The sequence below is a fragment of the Harryflintia acetispora genome (assembly GCA_004340125.1).
Lineage (GTDB): Bacteria > Bacillota > Clostridia > Oscillospirales > Ruminococcaceae > Harryflintia > Harryflintia acetispora.
This window is the reverse complement of sequence record SLUK01000006.1, coordinates 155,565-174,244: the sequence shown is the minus strand read 5'-3', so window position 1 is coordinate 174,244 and position 18,680 is coordinate 155,565. Positions and strand designations below refer to the sequence as shown.

Here is an 18,680-nt window from a genome sequence, read left to right as displayed (position 1 = left end):
TTATTGTCCAGCTTGACGGTGATCGCTTCCGTCTCCGCCCCGGCGGAGAACAGCGCCGCCCGGGCCGTTCTCCCCCCGGGGACCGGGGCGGGCTCGTAATCGAAGCCCCCGCTCTCGCCGAGCGTCGCCCCGGCGGGCAGGTAGAGCCCCGCCGTCAGCGACAGCGCGAGCGCGAGGCTGCAAAGGCGGCGGTTCATCGCGCACCGCCCCCGTCCGTCCCGGTGCGAATGCCCGCAACATCGATCTCGAAGTCGTCGAGCGGTATCTTCTCACTCACCGGGATGATCCAGTCCCACCGCTTCGCGAGGGCATATTCCCCGGCCGTCAGCTCCCCGGCCTCGTACATCGCGGTGTAGATTTCTTTCAGGGCCTTGCGGTTCCCGGCGGTAATGAATGCGGAAATATTTTGTTCAGAAACTTCCAGCTCCTCCTGTCCCCCTCGGAGAGTTAGGGGGCCCACGGGGGGATGATTCCCCCCGTGAGACGCGCCATCGGCGTCAGCCGATAGCAGCATTCCCGCAGGAATGCTGCGCGCCCCCCTTCCCCCCAACGTAAAGCCGCCCAGCATACAGAGTGCCAGCGCGGCCAAGATGATAGCTAACAGCTTTCTTTTCATGCTTTCGTCCCCTTTAGAAAGACCGCTAGTAATAACTTCTTGGGGCCAAAACTTTCGCGGGATACTGCTTAAAACCTCCAAATCCCCTTGCATTTTTCACCAAAACAGGATATACTTAGAAATGAATGGAAGAGCTTGGAGATTTTCTTCTGATTTTACGCAAAAAACGCACAATCAAGACCGCAAGCAGTTATTGCTTGCGGTCTTTTTCGATTCGAGACAAAAAAGGTGTGAAAATGCTCTTTTTATATCTGGACTAATATGGCGGGGATTGGTACAATAAGAATAGATAACCTATCAAGCGTTTAGGAGTGGGTAAGCATGAAAATAATCGTAGAGAAAACCTATGAGCGGATGTGCCGCATGGCTGCCAACATCCTTTCGGCCCAGATCATCCTCAAGGCCGATTCGGTGTTGGGCCTCGCCACCGGTTCCACCCCCTGCGGGATCTACAAGCAGCTGATCGACTGGTACAACAAGGGCGACGTCGACTTCTCCAAGGTGCGCACGGTCAACCTCGACGAATACGTTGGTCTCGCACCCGAGCACGACCAGAGCTACCGCTATTACATGGACCAAAACCTGTTCGACCACGTCAACATCGACAAGGCGAACACGCACGTGCCCAACGGCCTTGCCAAGGACGCTCAGGCGGAATGCCTGCGCTATGACAAGCTGATCCAGTCCCTGGGCGGAACCGACGTACAGCTGCTGGGGATCGGCCTCAATGGGCACATCGGTTTCAACGAGCCCAGCGACGTTTTCGACACCGGCACGCACTGCGTCGACCTGACCGAGAGCACCATCGAGGCCAATTCCCGCTTCTTCGAGCGGGAGGAGGATGTGCCGCGGCAGGCCATCACCATGGGAATCAAAACCATTATGCAAGCGAAAAAAATCGTGTTGGCCATCAATGGGGAGAAGAAGCGCGAGATCGCCAAAAATGCCCTCTACGGCCCCGTGACCCCCCTCTGCCCCGCATCGGTGCTTCAGCTCCATCCCGACGTCACCGTCGTTTTGGACGAGGCGGCCGCCGGACTATTGGGATGATTTAACGCCAAAAAGTCAAGGACCAATGGTCCTTGACTTTTTTTATGTGAAAAACTAATTGCCCAGGGACAGCTGTCCGGTATAGTCCGCCGCGCGAACGGCAGCCGCGTCCCGCTGCTCAAAAACGCGCAGCACCGGGGCCGCCATCGTTTGGCGGGCGCCGGACAAGTCCAGGCGCGTAACGCTGCCCATTGTCCAAACGCTGTCAAAATCCCAACCGGCAAAGCTGGACTGCAATGCGAATTCGTCCTGCCCCAGATTGCTACCCTTTCTGGTCGGCCAATTGGAAATGGAGTAGCAGGAGGATACGACATTCCCCGTGTAGCCCTGTATTCCGTCCGCCTCGGGAACATTGTCATTGGTGCAGCTTCCAATATTATAGCAGCAAGCGATACTTCCCGACGTCGTCTGCGAACTGATACCGGCGGTCTGGTTGATCCCAGTAATCCGCCCGGAAAAATAGCAGTCCCGGATGGTCATGTTATTTCCAAATCCCGCAAATATCCCTCCGGAAAAAGAATAGGTCATGGCGGGCAGGTTGATATCCGCTTCACTATAGCAACGCTCAATGGTCAGCGATGCAGTGCCCCGCGAACCGCAAACAAAGGAAGCTGCATAGGCCCTGCTCCCCTCGATCTTGCAGCTGGCATCCATTCCAAGATTGCGAAGCGTCATATCCTTTGCCACGAACAAGGAAGCCGGATAGCCGTATCGACCATCCGCCTGGCCATTCCTCCAATAGTGTTCGGCATTGCCAACCACTATATTTTGAATGATGTATCCACCTCCGTCATAAATGCCGGAAAATCCGCCCACATGGCTCTCACTACCCGCACTATCCTCATTCGGCCAGATCGGAGAAAAGATGCCAAAGGAGCTGAAGTCAAGGTCGCGCGTCTGCAAGAAGCTGCCTCCATTGTGTTGCCGCACATGGTCAAACTGTTGGGGTGTTGAAACGATAAACGGATCGTCCGCCGTGCCGCTGCCGTAGAGGAAGCCGCCCTCCGCGGCAGTATGCCCGCAGACCGGCTGGGATATGAACGCCTGCTCCTTGCTCGCGGCGACGTCCAGCCCCTCGCGCCCCGGCTCAGGCAGGGCGGTGACCTTGATCGTATAGGTCTTTTCCGGCAGACATTCGACCGGCAGGAAAACCTTCTGCTCTCCAGTGAGCGAGTCGAAGGACTTGGAGCAGACAGCCTCTTGGCTCCCCGCCTCATAGACCTCGAACCGGTAACGCCCGGTGCGGGGAGAGGGGGTGAATTCCACCTCGATCCCGCGCACGCTCTGATAGGCGACGGCCTGCGCTCCTGCGGCCGCCGTGGGCAGCGCCAGCCAAAGCAGCAGGAGCCGCACACAAAAGCCAACATTTTTCATCAATCTTCCTCGCCTTCTTGACCGCTAGAAAGGTTTACTTCCGGTCAAAATGGGGCGGGATTTCCGTCACCGGCGGGCACAGATGAGCAAAACGCTTGTAATATTTTCAAGGATATGGTAAAATCAAGGTAGTTTTTCAGGATCCCGGCTTTTTCCTGTGAATTTCGGGGTAAACCACAAATCGTTAAGACCGCCAGTAAACCTTACTGGCGGTCTTTTTTATGTCTATATTCAGTTCGGCCTCTGCCCGACGTTTTCAATGATCCGCTCGCAGGCCAGGCGCAGAGCCTTGTGCTGGGGCTGCTGCAAGAGCGGGTCAGAAGCCAGCACCCCGAGCGCCGCGCCCTGCGCCTGCTGCAGTACCCCGACATCCTCGGCCATGTCCGCGATCTTCATCTGCGGCAGGCCATGCTGGCGCTGGCCAAAGAAGTCACCCGGTCCGCGCAGCCGCAGGTCGGTCTCGGAGATGGCAAACCCATCTGTGGTGCGACACATGGCGCTCAGGCGCTCCCTGGCCAGAGACCCGCGCGCGTCCGAGACGAGGATGCAGTATGACTTGTGCTCGCCCCGGCCCACCCGGCCCCGCAGCTGGTGCAGCTGCGAGAGCCCGAAGCGCTCGGCGCTCATGCAGAGCATGACCACGGCGTTTGGCACGTCCACTCCCACCTCGATCACGGTGGTGCAGATCAGAAGCTGGATCTCCCCCTCCTTAAAGGCGGCCATCATCTGCTCCTTCTCCTTTGGACGCTGCTTGCCGTGCAGCAGCCCCACCCGATAGCCCCGGAATTCCCCCTCCATCAGCTCTTTCGCCAGCTGCTCGGCGGCGGGCAAGTCGGTTCCTCCCTCCTCGTCCTCGCTGACCAGGGGGCAGACGATATACGCCTGCCGCCCCTCGTCGAGCAGGCCGCGGATGAAATTGTACGCGCGGGGGAGCTTCTTGGTGCTGATACAGAAGGTGTCGATCTGCTGGCGGCCCTTCGGGCACTCGTCGAGCACCGAAATATCCAAATCCCCGTAAATGATCAGCGCCAGGGTGCGCGGGATGGGAGTGGCCGACATGACCAGCACATGCGGGTTTTCGCTCTTTTGCTGCAGCGCCACGCGCTGCCCCACGCCGAAGCGGTGCTGCTCGTCGGTGATCACCAGCCCCAGCTTATGAAAGCGCACCCCGCCCGAAATCAGCGCATGGGTGCCCACGCAGAGCTTGGCTCCGCCGGTTTCGATCCTCTCTTCGGCCAGGCGGCGCTCCCTGGCACCCATCGAGCCGGTCAGCAGCACGCACCCGCACCCGGACGGCTCCAAAAACGAGCGGAAGGTGTCGTAATGCTGCCGCGCCAGAATCTCGGTCGGGGCCATTACGGCGCACTGGTACCCGCTCTCGATCGCGGCGAGGCACGCCGCCGCCGCGCAGAGGGTCTTGCCCGAACCGACGTCCCCCTGCAGCAGCCGGTTCATCGGGGTTCCCTTCGTCAGGTCCGCGCAGATTTCCTCCACCGCCCGGCACTGCGCCCCGGTCGGCTCGAAGGGCAGCGAAGCATAAAACTGCCCGGGCGAAAACGGCGCTATGCGCACCTCGGTGCTGGCGCGCTCCCGTCCGCGGATCGAGCGCAGCGCCAGCGAGAGGGTGAAGAGCTCCTCGAAGATCAGCCTCTCCCGCGCGCGCTGGCACTGCTCCCGGGACTGCGGGAAGTGGATGGCGGCGATCGCCTCCTCCAGGGGGCAGAGCCCCTGCTCCTCCCGGACCTGCGGCGGGATGGGGTCTTGCAGCCACTTGGCCGCCTGCAGCGCCTGGCGCATGTTCTGCGAGACCGACTTGGCGCTGAGCCCCGCCGTCAGCGGGTAGACCGGCAGCAGCCCCGGCTGCCCGCCGAGCTGCGCGGGGTCCACCACCATCGGGCTTGCCATGGCGGGCTTCGGGAGTCCCTCGGCCCGGCCGTAGAAGAGATATTCCTGCTCGAGCTTCAGCCCCTCGACGGTATATTTGGCGTTAAAAAAGGTGACCGCCAGCTCGTCGCCATTCTCGTCCACAGCAGTCAGTTTGAAGAGGGAAAGCCCACGGCGGATGCGCGCCTCGGGCCGCTTGCGCACCAGGGTGGCGCGCACCGCGCAGCTTTCGCCGCTTTGCAGCTCGCGCACCGGCACCGGGCGGCTCAGGTCGATATAATCCCGCGGGAAGTGGTAAAGCAGGTCGCGCACCGTGCGCACCCCCAGCTTTTCATAGAGCTTCGCCTTCGCCGGGCCCACCCCTTTGAGGTACTGTATGCTGCTCTGCGGATCCACCTTTCCACCTCCCTTCAAAATCTTCGCTTCCATTTTACCCCAAAGCCGCCCCCTTCGGCAAGACTTTATTGGGGGAATCCCCCGCCGCCCTCGGAAATCACCCGCAGGCAGGCGGCAAGCGGGGTTTCCTTGGCAGGATCGACGGCGACATCGGGGCGCGCGCCAGAAAGATTGGAGCAGGACCCATTCGGCAAGAGGGTATAGTCCGCGCTGTAGCGCACGATCCAGCCGCTCTGGGGCAGGGCCAGCGCCGCCGGCTCCTCCTCAAGTCCTCCGGACGCCGGGCACGTCCCGATGAGCGTGGCCAGGCCCCCGTTCTTCATCATGGTGGCGGCATAGCGGGCCGCGCGCTCGCCCCGCCCGTCGGTGAGCAGGTAGAGCCGCCCTCCCGGCCCCGGCCCGGCAGGCTCCACCCGCCGTTCGAGCAGGCGGGCATGGGTAAATCCGCCGATCCCCCCGCCCGGCCAAAACAGCCGGGGCAGCTCGGACACCGGCCGCCACGCGGGGTCGGAGAAGTCGAAAAATTTGCTGTTTTGCTCCCCCGCCCGGGAAAGCTGCCAGTAGCGCAGCGTCAGCGGCTCCCGGATATTCGGCGCAAGCAGAAGCCCGTCCACATACTCCCGGCTGTCCCCCGTGCTGCCGCACAAATCGAGGATGACCGACTGGGCCCCCGCCGCCTGCCGGTAGAAGTCCAGCAGGAATTCCCGGTCCGGCCCGATCCTCTCCTCCGACAGGTCCGGAATCCGGATATAGGCAATCCTCCCGTCCTCGTAGAGCCCCGCCTGCACGTTCCCATTCGAGCGCAGATTTTGCGGCAGCGCCGGATTTTGCGGCCGGGCGGGTGCGGGGCGGTAATCCCAGGAGGTCTTGGTATACTGCATCTGGGAATAGACGCTCCTGTAGGTGTCGATCAGCCCGTAGGGCTCGCCGAGCTTTTGGTAGCTCTCCCGCGCCTGCGCGCTGTTATAGAGCGCCGAAAGCTGGGAGATGAGCCTGCTCTCCCCCGCCCGGGCCTGATACTCCCCGGCGAGCTCGGGGAAGCGATAGGGGTCGTCCTCCAGGCGCAGGCCGCCAAGGCCCTTAAACGTGCCCGTGAGCAGGTCGTGCAGCCCGGTGTAAAAATCCCCGTCGCTGCCGGTGGCGGCAATCTGGGGGCGCAGCTTTTGATAAAGCTCCTGCCGCGTCATCCCGAGCCTTTGCTCAAGGCTTTGGAGGTAGGGGTAGTTTTCCTCAAGCGTTTTAAAGAGTGCGTCGAAGTCTTCGGCCATCTGCCCGCCGCCGAGGTTCTGCCAATTGAGCGCGGCGATCCGCTCATCGGGGGTGATCTCGGTGGAATATTTCGTGAAATCCGGTTCCTTGGGCTGCCCGTTTCGCCGCAGATGCGCCGTCTCCTGCCGCGGCTGCCCGTCCTCCATCAGACGCCCCATCACCACAAAGCGCTGGTAGGGGTTCTCCTTTTCGCTGCCGTACTTGTGCGAGCAGCAGGACAGGGTCATGACCTTATCTTCTCCCCCCACCGGCACGCCGTAGTCATAGAGGGAGCGGCGCTTCATGTCTTCGATCAGCAGCGAAAAGGCTGCCGCCGGATACTCGGGCAGGATGTAGCTGACCGGCTCGGTGTTGGCGTCGAGATAGGCCACGGCGAAGATTTCATAGGTCTGCACCCCCTGCTCGGTAATGAAAAAGAAATAAGGATGCCTCCCGGCAAACGTCTCGTCGGTGAAGTGCATGAGCTGGGCGAAGCGCTCCCCCTGCGGATCATCCTTTACCCCGCGCGGGTTGCCGAGGTTGTGCCCATAGAGGATGGTGTTCTGCGAAAAGGTCCCGCCCCGCCCGTCGCCGAGGGTGCACTCATAGTCCACAAAAACGCTGCCGCTCTCGCGGTAGTTCTTCTCCCCGTCGTGGAAACGGTAGTAGTCGTTGTCGCTGGTCTGCAGCACCGGCTCGTTGATGGCCGTGTCGGGGATGTAGAGCCAGCCCACCGTATCGGGGTTGCGCCGCCGGCTTTGGCGCAGCAGCTGCGCGACGTCCGGCACCTCGGGCTGGTAGGACGGCGCTTCCGGCGCGGACGGCGCCGGCTTCTCCTGGGAATAGCCCGGTGCCGGGGCGGCCAAAGAGGGGGCCTCCCCCTTAGGCGCAGCCTCCTCCCCCGCGCAGGCGCCGAGCGCCAAGGCCGCCGCCAGCACCAACGCCGCCATGCGGCCCGGATTACGTGCGCTCATTTTCCCATCCCCCTTCCTTTCCTTTTATTATAACAGGCCGGGACAGGCCAAATGTTAAGAGAAATTGAAAGTGGGCCGCACAAAATTTTGCCCAGCCGCTTCCAATTTTTCTTCCATGGATTGACAGATCTAAGGTTATCGCGTATAATACGAACAAAAGGAGAATATGTGCATAATTAATAGTACACATATTATCTTTTTTAAATTATTTATATATAATGTATGAATTTATCCCCTTTTATTTTCCAAAACAGAATTTGCCGCTTGCCTGATCTACGGGCAGGCGACTTTTTTTGTGCAGATTCACATGTTTCCTCTCCAGTATCTGGCTTGCCAAAGCTGTAGATTTAGTCACGCGGCAGGGATATCGGACCGCCAAGCGGTTGGGTAGATAAAGAAAAAGGAGAGATCATTATGAAGAAAAAAATGCTGGCGCTCTTGCTGGCATGCAGCATGGCGCTGGGCACCGCCCTGGGTGGCGGCGCCGCGGACGCCGAGGCGGCCGCAGTCCCGGCCGACCGGCTGAGCCAGCACAATACCATCGTCACCGGCGTGAAATTTGAAAAAGAGGCCGGGAAGATCACCTATTCCTACGAGGACTCCATCTCCTGGCCGACCCAGACCCCGAACACCGACCTGGGCGGGGTCAAGAGCACGATCTACGCCGACCTGCTCATCACCCGTCCGTCCGACGATGTAACCGCCGTCGAGATCGACGGCGAGCCGGTCGCGCTGGACGACAGCGCCAACGGCACCACCCCCACCGGGATGCTAAAATACTTCCCCGTCGGGCAGACGATCGACAGCCAAAACTACGCCTACGCCGAGGGCAAGACCTGGGAAGTGACGGTCAAATGGTTCACCGGTTCGTCCGGCGGCTACACGCTCAAGTCCACCGAGATGGTCACAGTGACCCGTGCGGCATATTCCGGCGAGGGCAGCACCGACGCTTCGGTCCGCACCAAGGTGCCCGCCGACAGGCTTTCGCAGTATAACACCACCGTCGAGGGGATCACCCTGCAGACCGGCGAGGGCACTGCGCGCTTCGCCTACGGCGAGGAGATCACCTGGCCGGGTGATCAGGATCCGAACGTAGACCTCGGGGCGGACGCCGACAGCGTCTACGTCGACCTGCTGATCGAGAAGCCCCAGGACGCCACCGCCGTTAAGATCGGCGGCGAGATCGTCAAGCTCGAGGATGCCGACCCGCCCACCGGCGCGACTAGCCAAGGGCTGCTGCATTACTTCCCCGTCGCGCTCAGGGGCAGCGACAACACCGTCGCCGGGCTGACCGGGGAGAAGTCCTGGACCCTGGACATCGACTGGTACAAGGGCAGCTCCTCGTCTGATTTCCAGCTGCTCAAGCTCGAAACCGTCACCGTGACCCGCGAGAGCTACACCCCGCCCGTGGAGCCTGAGGAGCCGTCCGTCGCCGAGGTGAAGGTCTCCCCCGTGACCCTGAAGCTCACCATCGGCGAATCGGCCGAGCTCACGGCTACCGTGAAAATGAATCCCGAGGAGGCCGAGTCCCCGTCGGTCAGCTGGTCCTCCAGCGACGATGCGGTCGCTTCGGTTGACGACAATGGCGTGGTGACCGCCCTCAAGGACGGGACCACCACCATCGCCGCCACGGCGGGCGGCAAGCACGGCAGCTGCGCGGTGGCCGTGGGAGATAACGAACCCGAGCCGGAGCCCGAACCGACCCCCGACCCTGAACCCACTCCCGATCCGGACCCGCAACCCACACCGGGCGGCTCCTCGGGCTCCAGCAGCCACGGCGGGGGCGGCGGCAGCGGCAATGTCTGGGGCAACACCGGCAATCCCTATGCCGCCAGCAATTCGGGCACATCCTCCTCTGTGGCCGGCAAGGCCCTGACCTCTTCCACCGTCACCAGCCAGACCAGCAAGGCGGTCGCCGCCGCGCTGAAGAACGATCAGAAATCCGCGGACGTGGTAATCAAGAACGCCCTTTCGGCCAGCCCGAAGGTCTTTGAGGACATGCTGAAGGCCGCCAAGAAGGCGGGCGGCGAGCAGGTGCGCCTGCTAGCAGATTCGACCGTCGGCGGCAAAATCCAGGCCCGGCTCTACATCGACGCGGCACAGGCCGCCAATCTGGGAGGGGACATCAAGCTCGGCGCCAAGACGGACGATGCGAAGGCGCGCACCCTGTTCGACAAGTATTTCAGAAACGAGTGCCAGTTTGTCAAGTTTAGCCAGGCCGGCAGCTTCGGGATGGAAATCCAGGCCGCGGTACGGGTAAACCTGGAGAGCATGAAGGTCGAAAACCTCAGGTTCTACAGCTATGATCCCGCCTCCAACTCCTACAGCCTGATCGACAATCCGCAGTATTTTGTCGACGCCAACGGCTTCCTGCACTTTGCCACCCAAAAGGGCGACACCGTCGTCATCAGCGACGGCCTGCTCTCCCGTAAATAGCGCTTCCTCCAAAACCGATTGCCGGGCGCTTCGCAATACTGCGAAGCGCCCGGCAGCTTTTCTCGCACAGAAAGAAGCCCCCGGCGATTTCGCCGGGGGCTCCTGTTTAATGAATCTCTTAGTCGCTGACAAACGGCAGCAGACCGATGTGACGGGCACGCTTGATGGCGACCGTCAGCTGGCGCTGATGGCGCGCACAGGTGCCGACCACACGGCGGGGCATGATCTTCGCACGCTCGGACATAAACCGGCGCAGCTTGGCGACGTCCTTGTAGTCGATGTTCTCGACCTTATCCACACAGAACGCGCAAACCTTACGTCTGCCCTTTCTGCCTCTGCCTCTTTCTCTATCCATAGCCATGGCTGAATCCTCCTTACTACAGGTTTTGACCCCGTTCCCACTTAGAACGGCAGGTCCTCATCACTGGTGATCTCCTGGAAGTCATCCACGCTGCCGCTCTGGTAAGAGACCGGCTGCGCGGCGGGCTGACTGGCTGGCGCATCGAAATTCGTGTAGGAGGGAGAGCCGCCGCCGTTTTCGGCCTTGGAGCCGATGAAGCTGGCGTTGTCCACGACCACCTCGACGGCGGTGCGCTTGTTGCCCTGCTTATCCTCATAATTTCTCGTCTGGATCGACCCTTCCACCCCGATGAGCTTGCCTTTGTTAAAGTACTTCGAGATGAATTCGGCCGTCTGGCGCCATGCGACGCAATTGATGAAATCGGCCTGACGCTCGCCGCCATTGGAGTATCTGCGGTCAATGGCCACGGTAAAGGACACCACCGAGAGGCCCGACTGGGTCGAACGCAGCTCGGGATCCGCCGTCAGTCTTCCTACGAGAATCGCTTTGTTAATCATGTTGAACCTCCTGCGCCTTGTGCGGCAAGCTTATTCCTCGCTCGCCGGTTCGCTGTCTGCCTTCTTCTCCTCGGGCTTCTTCTCCTTCGCCTTCTCAGACTCAGGCTCCTTCGCCACGATGAGGGTGCGCAGGACACCGTCGGTGATCTTGTAGCGGCGGTCCAGCTCGGACGGGAAGGACGGAACGCTGGTGAAGTTGATCAGGTAGTAGTACCCCTCGGTCTGATCCTTGATCTCATACGCCAGGCGGCGCATGCCCCAGTCATCGACCGAATCAATGGTACCGTTCTCCTCGATGATCTTGGTGAAACGCTCGATCATCTCCTTGATGCCTTCCTCCCCCAGTTTGGGACTGAGCACCATGATCGTTTCATAGCTCTGCATTAGTTTTGCCATGTAAAACACCTCCTTTTGGACTTTGGCCCTGTATCTGGCGTACAGGGCAAGGATGGCACCGCGCCCGTTAAGAGCACAGTACAACAGATAAATTATAGCAAAGGCACGTCCGAAAGTCAAGATTTTCCGTCAAGTTTTCTTTCCAACTTTCCCACTGCGGTCAGCGCGGGCAGACGGCGCCGATATAATCGCGCGCGTCGAGGTACTGCCCGTTTTTGCGGATCTCAAAGTGGCAGTGGTTGCCATAGGCGTTGCCGGTCTGGCCGACCTCGCCGATCTTCTGCCCCTGCACCACCTCATCGCCCACCTGGACGGTGTTGCGGCTGTTGTGGGCATAGAGGGTCTGGATCCCGTTGCCGTGGTCGATGATGATATGCCGCCCGTAGCCCCAGGCGGTATAGCCCGAGTAAATGACCGTGCCGGTCGCCGCCGCGCGGATGGTGGTGCCCGCGGGGATCGCGGTGATGTCGTTCCCGGTGTGGCCCGCGTAGCCCCAGATCGGCATGGTGATCTTCCCGCCGTCCACCGGCCACATGAACATCCCGCCGTCGAGGTCCTCGACGATGTCGTTTTCCCCCAGCATTTCGGCGCTGGGGCGCTTGCCGCCCACATTGATGTGCTGCGGCACCGGGTTTCTGATGATCCGGCTGGAGACCACCTCGCTGGAGAGCTGCTCCCCGTCGAGATAGGTCACATTCGAGACGACCTCGCGCAGCCCAGGCTCGCCGTCGGTGACCACGCTAAAATAGCCGATCAGCTCGTTGTTGTCCACCTCGCGGTTGGTGGTGTAGGGAATCTCCTCCTGCAGCGTCTCGCTGCGCACACTCAGCAGACGCAGGTAGGGCACCCGCCCCGAGATGAGCAGGCTGTCGCCGGGCATCAGGCTCTCGGTCACGCCGGGGTTGAGCCTCTCGAGCTCCTCGAGGGAGATCCCGTTGTGCCTGGCGATGTTGATCGGCATGTCGCCCGCCTGCACGGTGTAGCGCCGCTCGGCGGCCACCTCGGAGTCGAGCAGGCTGAAGATGTCCTGCGTGCCGACGGTCGAGCTGACCGGATAGAGCCCGCGGCGCACCTGGAAGCTGCGGCTAAAGCGCACCGACTCGGTCTCCGGGTCGCTGTAGCCCAGCGTCAGGCGCTGATCCAGCTCGGTGAGCAGCCAGTCGCAGTCGGCCATCGCGCCGATGAAGCGCCCGTCGATATAGACCCCGTAGGCCTCGAACAGGTCGTTGCCGGACAGGCGGATGAGCTTGTCCGCCAGCTCCTGGGTGTCGAGGTACTCCTCATCCCCCATAATTTGCAGCGTAAAGCGGGGGATGGTGTCGTTGGGGCTCTGGTATTCCTCGTGGATGATGCGCTCGCGCATCAGCTCCTCCGCCTCGTCGAAGCGCGCCTCACTGTCGATGATCCCGAGCTGCTCTCCGTTGTACTCCACCATCAGCCCGTAGCGCAACGAGGTGTAGTACTGCACGGTATGTACCAAAAACCAGATGGCCGCGATGGGCGCGAGGATATTAAAGAGCGTGACGAGCAGCCGCCAGAAGGCGTGCAGGAGCCTTCCGCCCACCACCCGCACCACCGTGCCGGTGGGGAGGCGGTCCTCCTCGCGCAGCGGCTGCCGCGCGCTGCGCAGATAGGTGAAAATCAAGAGGAACTGGCGCAGGGGCCGCAGCCACTCCCGGCTGGCCAGGTGCAGCGCACGGCGGTTCTGCTCATGCTGGCGGCGCAGTGAGGCGTACAGGTAAGCGCGCACCCGCAGCAGGCGGCGGTGGATGCGGCGCATGCGGTAGATCGACATCTGCCCCACGCTGTAGCAAACGGCATAGCCAAGCAGGAAGAGGATCGAAAGACAGTCCGAGAGCGCCTGCCAAAGCGCGCTCCCCCCGTCCCCCGGGGCGCCGCCCTGCTTGTCCTCCTGCCCCAGCAACAGCGGGTCGTGCTGCTCGGGCCGCGCGCGCCTGCGTTCCTTCACTGTCCTTCACCTCCCCGGCTTTGACTTCTTTTAAAAAACCACATAAATTGGCATACTATTCTATTATATGGGAAAATACAAGGTTTGTAAACGTTTTTACCCCGTTTTTCATGGAACCTTCACATCTACCCACAAAAAACCGGCCGTCCGGGAAACCCCGGGCGGCCGGTTTGCACGTTCAGTAGCGCAGGTAGTAGATCATCAGGTCCTCGCCGTTTCCCAGCGCCCCCTGATTGTTGCGATAGAGCTGGTAGCCGTACCGCTCGTAGAAGCTGTAGGTGCAGTTGGTGGTGGTCCACAAAAATGAGCTGTGCAGGCCGCGTCCCTTACAAAAATCGATGTAGCGGTCCATCAGCTGCTTACCAAGGCCCTTGCCCCGCACCTCGGGGCTGAGGATGAAGAGGTTGATCTCGCTGTCGAATTCTTCGTCGGTGTCCTCCCCCATCCGGTCGTGCTCCTTGAGGCCCCGCAGCGCCGCCAGCGCCGCCTTGCGCCCGCCGAAATGCCCCAGACAGAGGTGGAGCCAACGGGTAAAGCGCATCCAGCGGTTTTTCAGCTTCCAGCAAAGCCGCGTCATGGGCGACGCCTTTTCGTTTCCGCCGAAGAGCAGCCCCATGACATGCCCCTCCCGGTCCAGGATGACGTCGGTGTGCTCGGAGGGGATCACGCAGTCGCGCACATAGTACTCATACAGCAGCCCGGGGCGGCGCAGGCCGCAAAAGCCCTCGGTGAAGTCCCAGGTCTGTGCCACGATCTCGGCGCATTCCTTGAGATGGCGCCTCGAGTAGGGTACGAAGCGGTACTCCTCATCGCTTTCCGGCGCGTTCATCTCGGGATCGCCTTTAAAGAAGCGCAGCACGCAGATGGACGCCACCAGCAGGGTGATCGCCTCGGCCACCGGCGAGGAGAGCCAGACGCCGTCCAGCCCCAGCGCGCGCGGCAGGATCAGCACGGTCGGCAGGATGGCGATATACCCGCGCAGCACCGACAGCGCCAGCGAGGGCTTCGGCCGCGAGATGGATGCGAAAAAGAGGGTGAACACGATGTTGAGCCCCAAAAAGAAGAAGGCCAGGAAGTAAAGGCGCATCCCCCGCATCGTCAGCTCGGTCAGCCCCGGCGTGCCCGCCTGGTTGAAGGCCCCGGCGAGCGGCCGCGCGAAGAGGGCGCAGCACAGGTAGACGGCGGCCCCCACGATGAGGGCAAAGGAGCAGGCCAGGCGCAGCGCCTTCTTCACCCTGGCCTGGTTGCGCGCGCCGTAGTTCTGGCTGATCACCGGCTGGGCGCCCTGCCCGATCCCGGTGAAGATGGCGTTGCAGACGGTGACGATGTTCTGCACGATCCCGTAGGCCGCCACCCCGATGTCCCCCGCCAGGCGCAGGATCATCATGTTGAAGACCAGGATCACGGTGCTGATCGACATCTCGTTGACAAACGCCGGGAAGCCGGTGATTATGATCCGCCCGAGCTGGCGGGGCGAGAAGCGGCAGCGCTCGAGCTTAAAGTTGTTTTTCCCCCGCAGGAAGTGGATCGAGCAGATCAGCACGCTGATCACCGGCGAGGTGCCGGTCGCCAGCGCCGCGCCGAACATCCCCAACCCCAGCGGGAAGATAAACACGTAGTCCAACACGATGTTCGCCAGACTCCCCACCACCAGCGCGATGCTCGCCAGCCGCGGCGCGCCGTCGTTGCGCACGAAGTTGCAGACAATGTTGTCCGCGATAAAGGCGCAGGAGAAGAAGAGGATGGTGCGCACATATTCCTTGGTCATGGGCAGCACCTCGCCCGAAGCGCCGAGCATGCGGCAGAACGGGTCGAGCAGCGCCAGCATGGCGATCATGTAAAGGAAGCCGAAGGCCACCGAGATCACCAGCGACTGGGTGAAGAGCCGGTTCCCCTGCTCGCGCTCTCCCGCGCCCAGCGAGATGGCGTATAGGGTGGCGCCGCCGGTGCCGATCATCAGGCCCACGCCGCTGATCAGCCCATAGGCGGGCAGCGCCAGATTGAGCGCCACCAGCCCCTGCGCGCCCACGCCGTTGGCCACGAAGAAGGTGTCCGCCAGGAAGTAGACCGACATGGCGATCATGCTGAAGACGTTGGCCGAAACGTATTTAAAAAAGGTTTTTGTAATGTTCCCGTGCAGGATTTCGTTTGAATTCATCCTACCTCTCCTGTTCTAAAGAATTTCCTCCACAATGACCCGCAGCATCCGGTCGAGCTGGGCGAGCTCGTCGGAGCTGAAGCGCTCCCGGATTCCCTGCTCCACCTGGTCCATGTACCGGTCGTTGATGCAGTAATATTTCATAAATTTCTCGGTCACCAAAAGATGGGTCTCCCGCTTGTCCTTCTGTGAGCTCTCCTTTTGGAGATACCCCTTCTTGACCAGGCTGTTCACCCGGTAGGTCGCGTTGGGCAGGGACATCCGGCAAAAGGACGCAAACTGGCTCACCGTCGGCTTGCCCAGAAGGTAGATCACCTCCAGGCAGCTGCCTTCCAGCGAGCTGAGCGACGTGTAACCCGACTCCGGCTCCCGAAAAAGGTTTTTATAATAACTGAGCGTGATCTTGTCGTACAGCTTCCCCCATAGTTCCTCGAGCATGACCTCTCTCCTTTTACTTTCAACTTTTTAATTAAATATATTTAATTAAACTATTTTAATTATATCACCGCTTTTTTGATTGTCAACCCTTTTTCTTCCTGCCCATAGAAATTTTGCGGGCCGGTTGACAACGCCGCGCGCAGGCCGTAAACTGGGGATTATCAGGCCCGCGAGCGGGCGGAACGGAGTATTTTGCTATGCAGCTGATCCAAACGGAATTTACCATTGGCGCCCTTCCCGCCGCCCTCTGGGGCAAGGGGCAAGAGGAGGTCATCGTCGCCGTCCACGGGAACTTTTCGAGCAAGACGGACACCCCTATCCGGCTGCTCGCCGAACACGCCGCCGCAAAGGGCTATCAGGTACTGAGCTTCGATTTGCCCGGGCACGGGGCGCGCAGGGAGGAGGGCATCCCCTGCAAGGTGCAGACCTGTGTTTGGGAGCTGTGCGGGGTGCTGCGCTACGCGCGGGAGCGCTGGAAGCGCGTCGGCCTCTTCGGGTGCAGCATGGGGGCCTATTTCGGCCTGCTCGCCTGCCAAGGCCTGCCGCTGGAGCGCTGCCTCTTCCTCTCCCCCGTCGTCGACATGCAAAAAATCATCGAGGGGATGATGGCGCAGTTTCATGTCACGCCCGGGCGGCTGCGCGCCGAGGGCGAAATCCCCACCCCCATCGGGCAGACGCTCTACTGGGACTATTACCGATATGTCTCAGAGCACCCCGTCACCCGCTGGGACGCGCCCACCGCTATTTTGTGCGGCAGCGGGGACGACATGAGCGGCCGCGGGGACATCCAGGCCTTCGCGGAGCGCTTTCATTGCAAGCTGGACGTCCTCGAGGGCGGCGAGCACTACTTCCACACCCCCGGGCAGCTCGCCTACTATGAAGGTTGGTTAAAGAGAAATCTCTAAATAACGGAAAAATCCCCAAGGACCGCGGTCCTTGGGGATTTCTTCTGTCTTTTTTAAAGGAGGGAGAGGTAGAGCTCCTTGATCTCCTCGACGCTGGTCTCGCGCGGATTGCCCGGGCGGCAGGCGTCGGCATAGGCGGACTCGGCGAGGAACTGCACGTCCTCCTTCTTCACGATTTCGCGAAGGTTCTGCGGGATCCCCACGTCGGCGGCTAAATTCCGCACCGCGTCCACAGCGGCCTTGCGGTACTCCTCGACGCTCATCGTCTCGGTCCCCTCGACCCCCATCGCCTTGGCGATGTCGCGGTACTTTTCCCCGGTGGCGGGGGCGTTATACTCCATCACGGTCGGCAGGATGATCGCGTTGGCGATCCCGTGCGGGGTGTCGTAGAGCGCGCCGAGCGGATGGGCCATCGAATGCACGATCCCCAGCCCCACGTTCGAGAAGCCCATGCCCGCGACGTACTGGCCGAGCGCCATCCCCTCGCGGCCCTCCTTGGTATTCTCCACCGCCCCGCGCAGCGAGCGGGCGATGATCTCGATCGCCTTGAGGTGGAACATGTCCGAAAGCTCCCAGGCCCCGGCGGTGACATACCCCTCGATCGCGTGGGTGAGCGCGTCCATGCCGGTCGAGGCGGTCAGGCCCTTCGGCATGCTGGACATCATGTCCGGGTCGACGACGGCAACCACCGGGATGTCATGCGGGTCGACGCAAACGAACTTGCGGTTCTTCTGGGCGTCGGTGATGACATAGTTGATGGTGACCTCGGCCGCGGTGCCCGCGGTGGTCGGCACGGCGATGATCGGCAGGCACTTATTCTTGGTCTCGACGGCCCCCTCGAGGCTGCGCACGTCGGCGTACTCGGGATTGGTGACGATGATCCCGACCGCCTTGGCGGTGTCCATCGAGGAGCCGCCGCCGATGGCGATGATATAGTCCGCCCCGCAGGCCTTGCAGGCGGCGACTCCCGACTGGACGTTCTCGATGGTCGGGTTCGGCTTGATGTCGCTATAGAGCTCGTAGGGCAGACCCGCTTCCTCGAGCACCGCGGTCACCTTCTGGGTGACGCCGAACCGGAGCAGATCCGGGTCGGAGCAGACGAAGGCCTTCTTGAGCCCCCGGCCCTTGACCTCGGAAGCGATGCTCTGGATCGCGCCCGCGCCGTGATAGGAGGTTTCATTGAGTATAAACCGATTGACCATAAATAACCACTCCGTTTCTTATATTTTTAAGGAAATCCTCAGGTTCTGATAAAATAATAACAATATAAAAACCCGGCTGCAAGTGACAAATTGGCCCGGCTGTCACTTTTGTGACAACCGGGCCAAGGTGTAACTATTGCAGACCGCTGAGCAGCAGCCGCAGCCGCTCGGGCATGGCCTCGATGAGCAGGTCGACGATCTCCTCGGGAGGCTGCCGCATACCGGTGGTGGCCCACTTGACGGTCATGTCGATCGAGCCCTTGCAGTACATCTCGAGCAGGAAGCGGATATCCCCCTCGAGCGGGCGGCCGGTCTTTCTCGTGATGATCCCGGTGTAGAGGGATAAAATGCTCTCGTAGTCGTAGGCCAGGATGGAGTTGCAGTCCCGGGACTTGAAGGCCTGGGCGAAGAAGCTGCGCTCGGCCTTGATGAAGCAAAACTTTTTGAGCAGCCCCTCGCGCAGGGTATAGCTGACCCCCATCTGCTTGAAAGAGCGCTGCGCCAGCCGCTCGAAGTACCAGTTGACCAGGTCGTATTTGTCCTTAAAATTGCGGTAGAAGGTCTGGCGCGACAGGCCGCACTGCGTGCAGATGTCCTTGACGGTGATCCTGTCGAGTTCGGCGTGCTCCATCAGCGTCTTGATCGCCCCGGCCAACTCGTATTTCGTCTTGTCCTGCTCCTTCATGCAGCCGCCTCCTTACGATTGATCCCTTTTGGCATTATTTTATCATATTTTGAGGGCGGATTCATCCATTTTGCTTGCAACCCGCGGGAAA

16 protein-coding genes are annotated in these 18,680 nt (G+C 61.1%); 3 read left to right on the top strand and 13 right to left on the bottom strand.

The features are described from left to right. Window positions 1–197: hypothetical protein (locus EDD78_RS08460; RefSeq protein WP_132084658.1), on the bottom strand; the 197-nt coding region annotated here is incomplete at its 3' end. After that, window positions 194–616 (bottom strand): hypothetical protein, encoded by a 423-nt coding sequence (locus tag EDD78_RS08455; protein WP_132084657.1) that lies wholly within the window; start codon window positions 614–616, stop codon window positions 194–196. The genes EDD78_RS08460 and EDD78_RS08455, both read right to left, overlap by 4 nt. 321 nt (window positions 617–937) lie before the next feature. Between EDD78_RS08455 and nagB the strand changes: the two genes are divergently transcribed. Beyond that, window positions 938–1,666, top strand: a complete 729-nt coding sequence (gene nagB / locus EDD78_RS08450; protein ID WP_132084656.1) for a glucosamine-6-phosphate deaminase — start codon at window positions 938–940, stop codon at window positions 1,664–1,666. 54 nt (window positions 1,667–1,720) lie between these two features. On the opposite strand, the gene EDD78_RS08445 is transcribed toward nagB, so the two are convergent. From EDD78_RS08445 to EDD78_RS08435, 3 genes are all read right to left on the bottom strand, one after another. Beyond that, on the bottom strand, window positions 1,721–3,040 hold the full coding sequence (locus EDD78_RS08445) for a hypothetical protein (RefSeq protein ID WP_132084655.1): 1,320 nt from the start codon (window positions 3,038–3,040) through the stop codon (window positions 1,721–1,723). Window positions 3,041–3,271: 231 nt separating this feature from the next. Further along, window positions 3,272–5,320, bottom strand: a complete 2,049-nt coding sequence (gene recG, locus EDD78_RS08440; RefSeq protein ID WP_286170809.1) for an ATP-dependent DNA helicase RecG — start codon at window positions 5,318–5,320, stop codon at window positions 3,272–3,274. 65 nt (window positions 5,321–5,385) lie between these two features. Continuing rightward, on the bottom strand, window positions 5,386–7,542 hold the full coding sequence (locus EDD78_RS08435; protein WP_132084653.1) for a S41 family peptidase: 2,157 nt from the start codon (window positions 7,540–7,542) through the stop codon (window positions 5,386–5,388). 414 nt (window positions 7,543–7,956) lie between these two features. On the opposite strand from EDD78_RS08435, the gene EDD78_RS08430 reads away from it, so the two are divergent. After that, window positions 7,957–9,978 carry an Ig-like domain-containing protein gene (locus tag EDD78_RS08430; protein WP_132084652.1) on the top strand — a complete coding sequence of 674 codons (2,022 nt, stop codon included), beginning with the start codon at window positions 7,957–7,959 and terminating at the stop codon, window positions 9,976–9,978. A 118-nt stretch (window positions 9,979–10,096) separates the two neighbouring features. On the opposite strand, the gene rpsR is transcribed toward EDD78_RS08430, so the two are convergent. From rpsR to EDD78_RS08400, 6 genes are all read right to left on the bottom strand, one after another. Continuing rightward, complete coding sequence (rpsR, locus tag EDD78_RS08425) at window positions 10,097–10,339, bottom strand: 30S ribosomal protein S18 (protein ID WP_079698831.1); 243 nt, start codon at window positions 10,337–10,339, stop codon at window positions 10,097–10,099. 41 nt (window positions 10,340–10,380) lie between these two features. Continuing rightward, window positions 10,381–10,836 carry a single-stranded DNA-binding protein gene (locus EDD78_RS08420; protein ID WP_079698830.1) on the bottom strand — a complete coding sequence of 152 codons (456 nt, stop codon included), beginning with the start codon at window positions 10,834–10,836 and terminating at the stop codon, window positions 10,381–10,383. Window positions 10,837–10,866: 30 nt separating this feature from the next. Continuing rightward, a complete protein-coding gene (gene rpsF / locus EDD78_RS08415) occupies window positions 10,867–11,232 on the bottom strand; it encodes a 30S ribosomal protein S6 (protein ID WP_341455981.1) in 366 nt (121 codons plus the stop codon). A 160-nt stretch (window positions 11,233–11,392) separates the two neighbouring features. After that, the gene (locus EDD78_RS08410; protein ID WP_132084651.1) at window positions 11,393–13,201 is read right to left on the bottom strand and encodes a peptidoglycan DD-metalloendopeptidase family protein; all 1,809 of its coding nucleotides are present in this window, start codon (window positions 13,199–13,201) and stop codon (window positions 11,393–11,395) included. A gap of 178 nt (window positions 13,202–13,379) precedes the next feature. After that, window positions 13,380–15,359, bottom strand: coding sequence for an MATE family efflux transporter (locus EDD78_RS08405; RefSeq protein ID WP_132084650.1), 1,980 nt, complete (start codon window positions 15,357–15,359; stop codon window positions 13,380–13,382). Between the two features lie 15 nt (window positions 15,360–15,374). Beyond that, window positions 15,375–15,797, bottom strand: coding sequence for a MarR family winged helix-turn-helix transcriptional regulator (locus EDD78_RS08400; RefSeq protein ID WP_079698826.1), 423 nt, complete (start codon window positions 15,795–15,797; stop codon window positions 15,375–15,377). A gap of 197 nt (window positions 15,798–15,994) precedes the next feature. On the opposite strand from EDD78_RS08400, the gene EDD78_RS08395 reads away from it, so the two are divergent. After that, window positions 15,995–16,702 (top strand): alpha/beta hydrolase, encoded by a 708-nt coding sequence (locus EDD78_RS08395; protein WP_350308583.1) that lies wholly within the window; start codon window positions 15,995–15,997, stop codon window positions 16,700–16,702. A gap of 53 nt (window positions 16,703–16,755) precedes the next feature. Here the strand turns inward: EDD78_RS08395 and fucO are convergent, their stop codons facing one another. Next, a complete protein-coding gene (fucO, locus tag EDD78_RS08390; protein WP_132084649.1) occupies window positions 16,756–17,904 on the bottom strand; it encodes a lactaldehyde reductase in 1,149 nt (382 codons plus the stop codon). A 133-nt stretch (window positions 17,905–18,037) separates the two neighbouring features. Continuing rightward, window positions 18,038–18,589, bottom strand: coding sequence for a TetR/AcrR family transcriptional regulator C-terminal domain-containing protein (locus EDD78_RS08385; RefSeq protein ID WP_132084648.1), 552 nt, complete (start codon window positions 18,587–18,589; stop codon window positions 18,038–18,040). Window positions 18,590–18,680 lie beyond the last annotated feature (91 nt).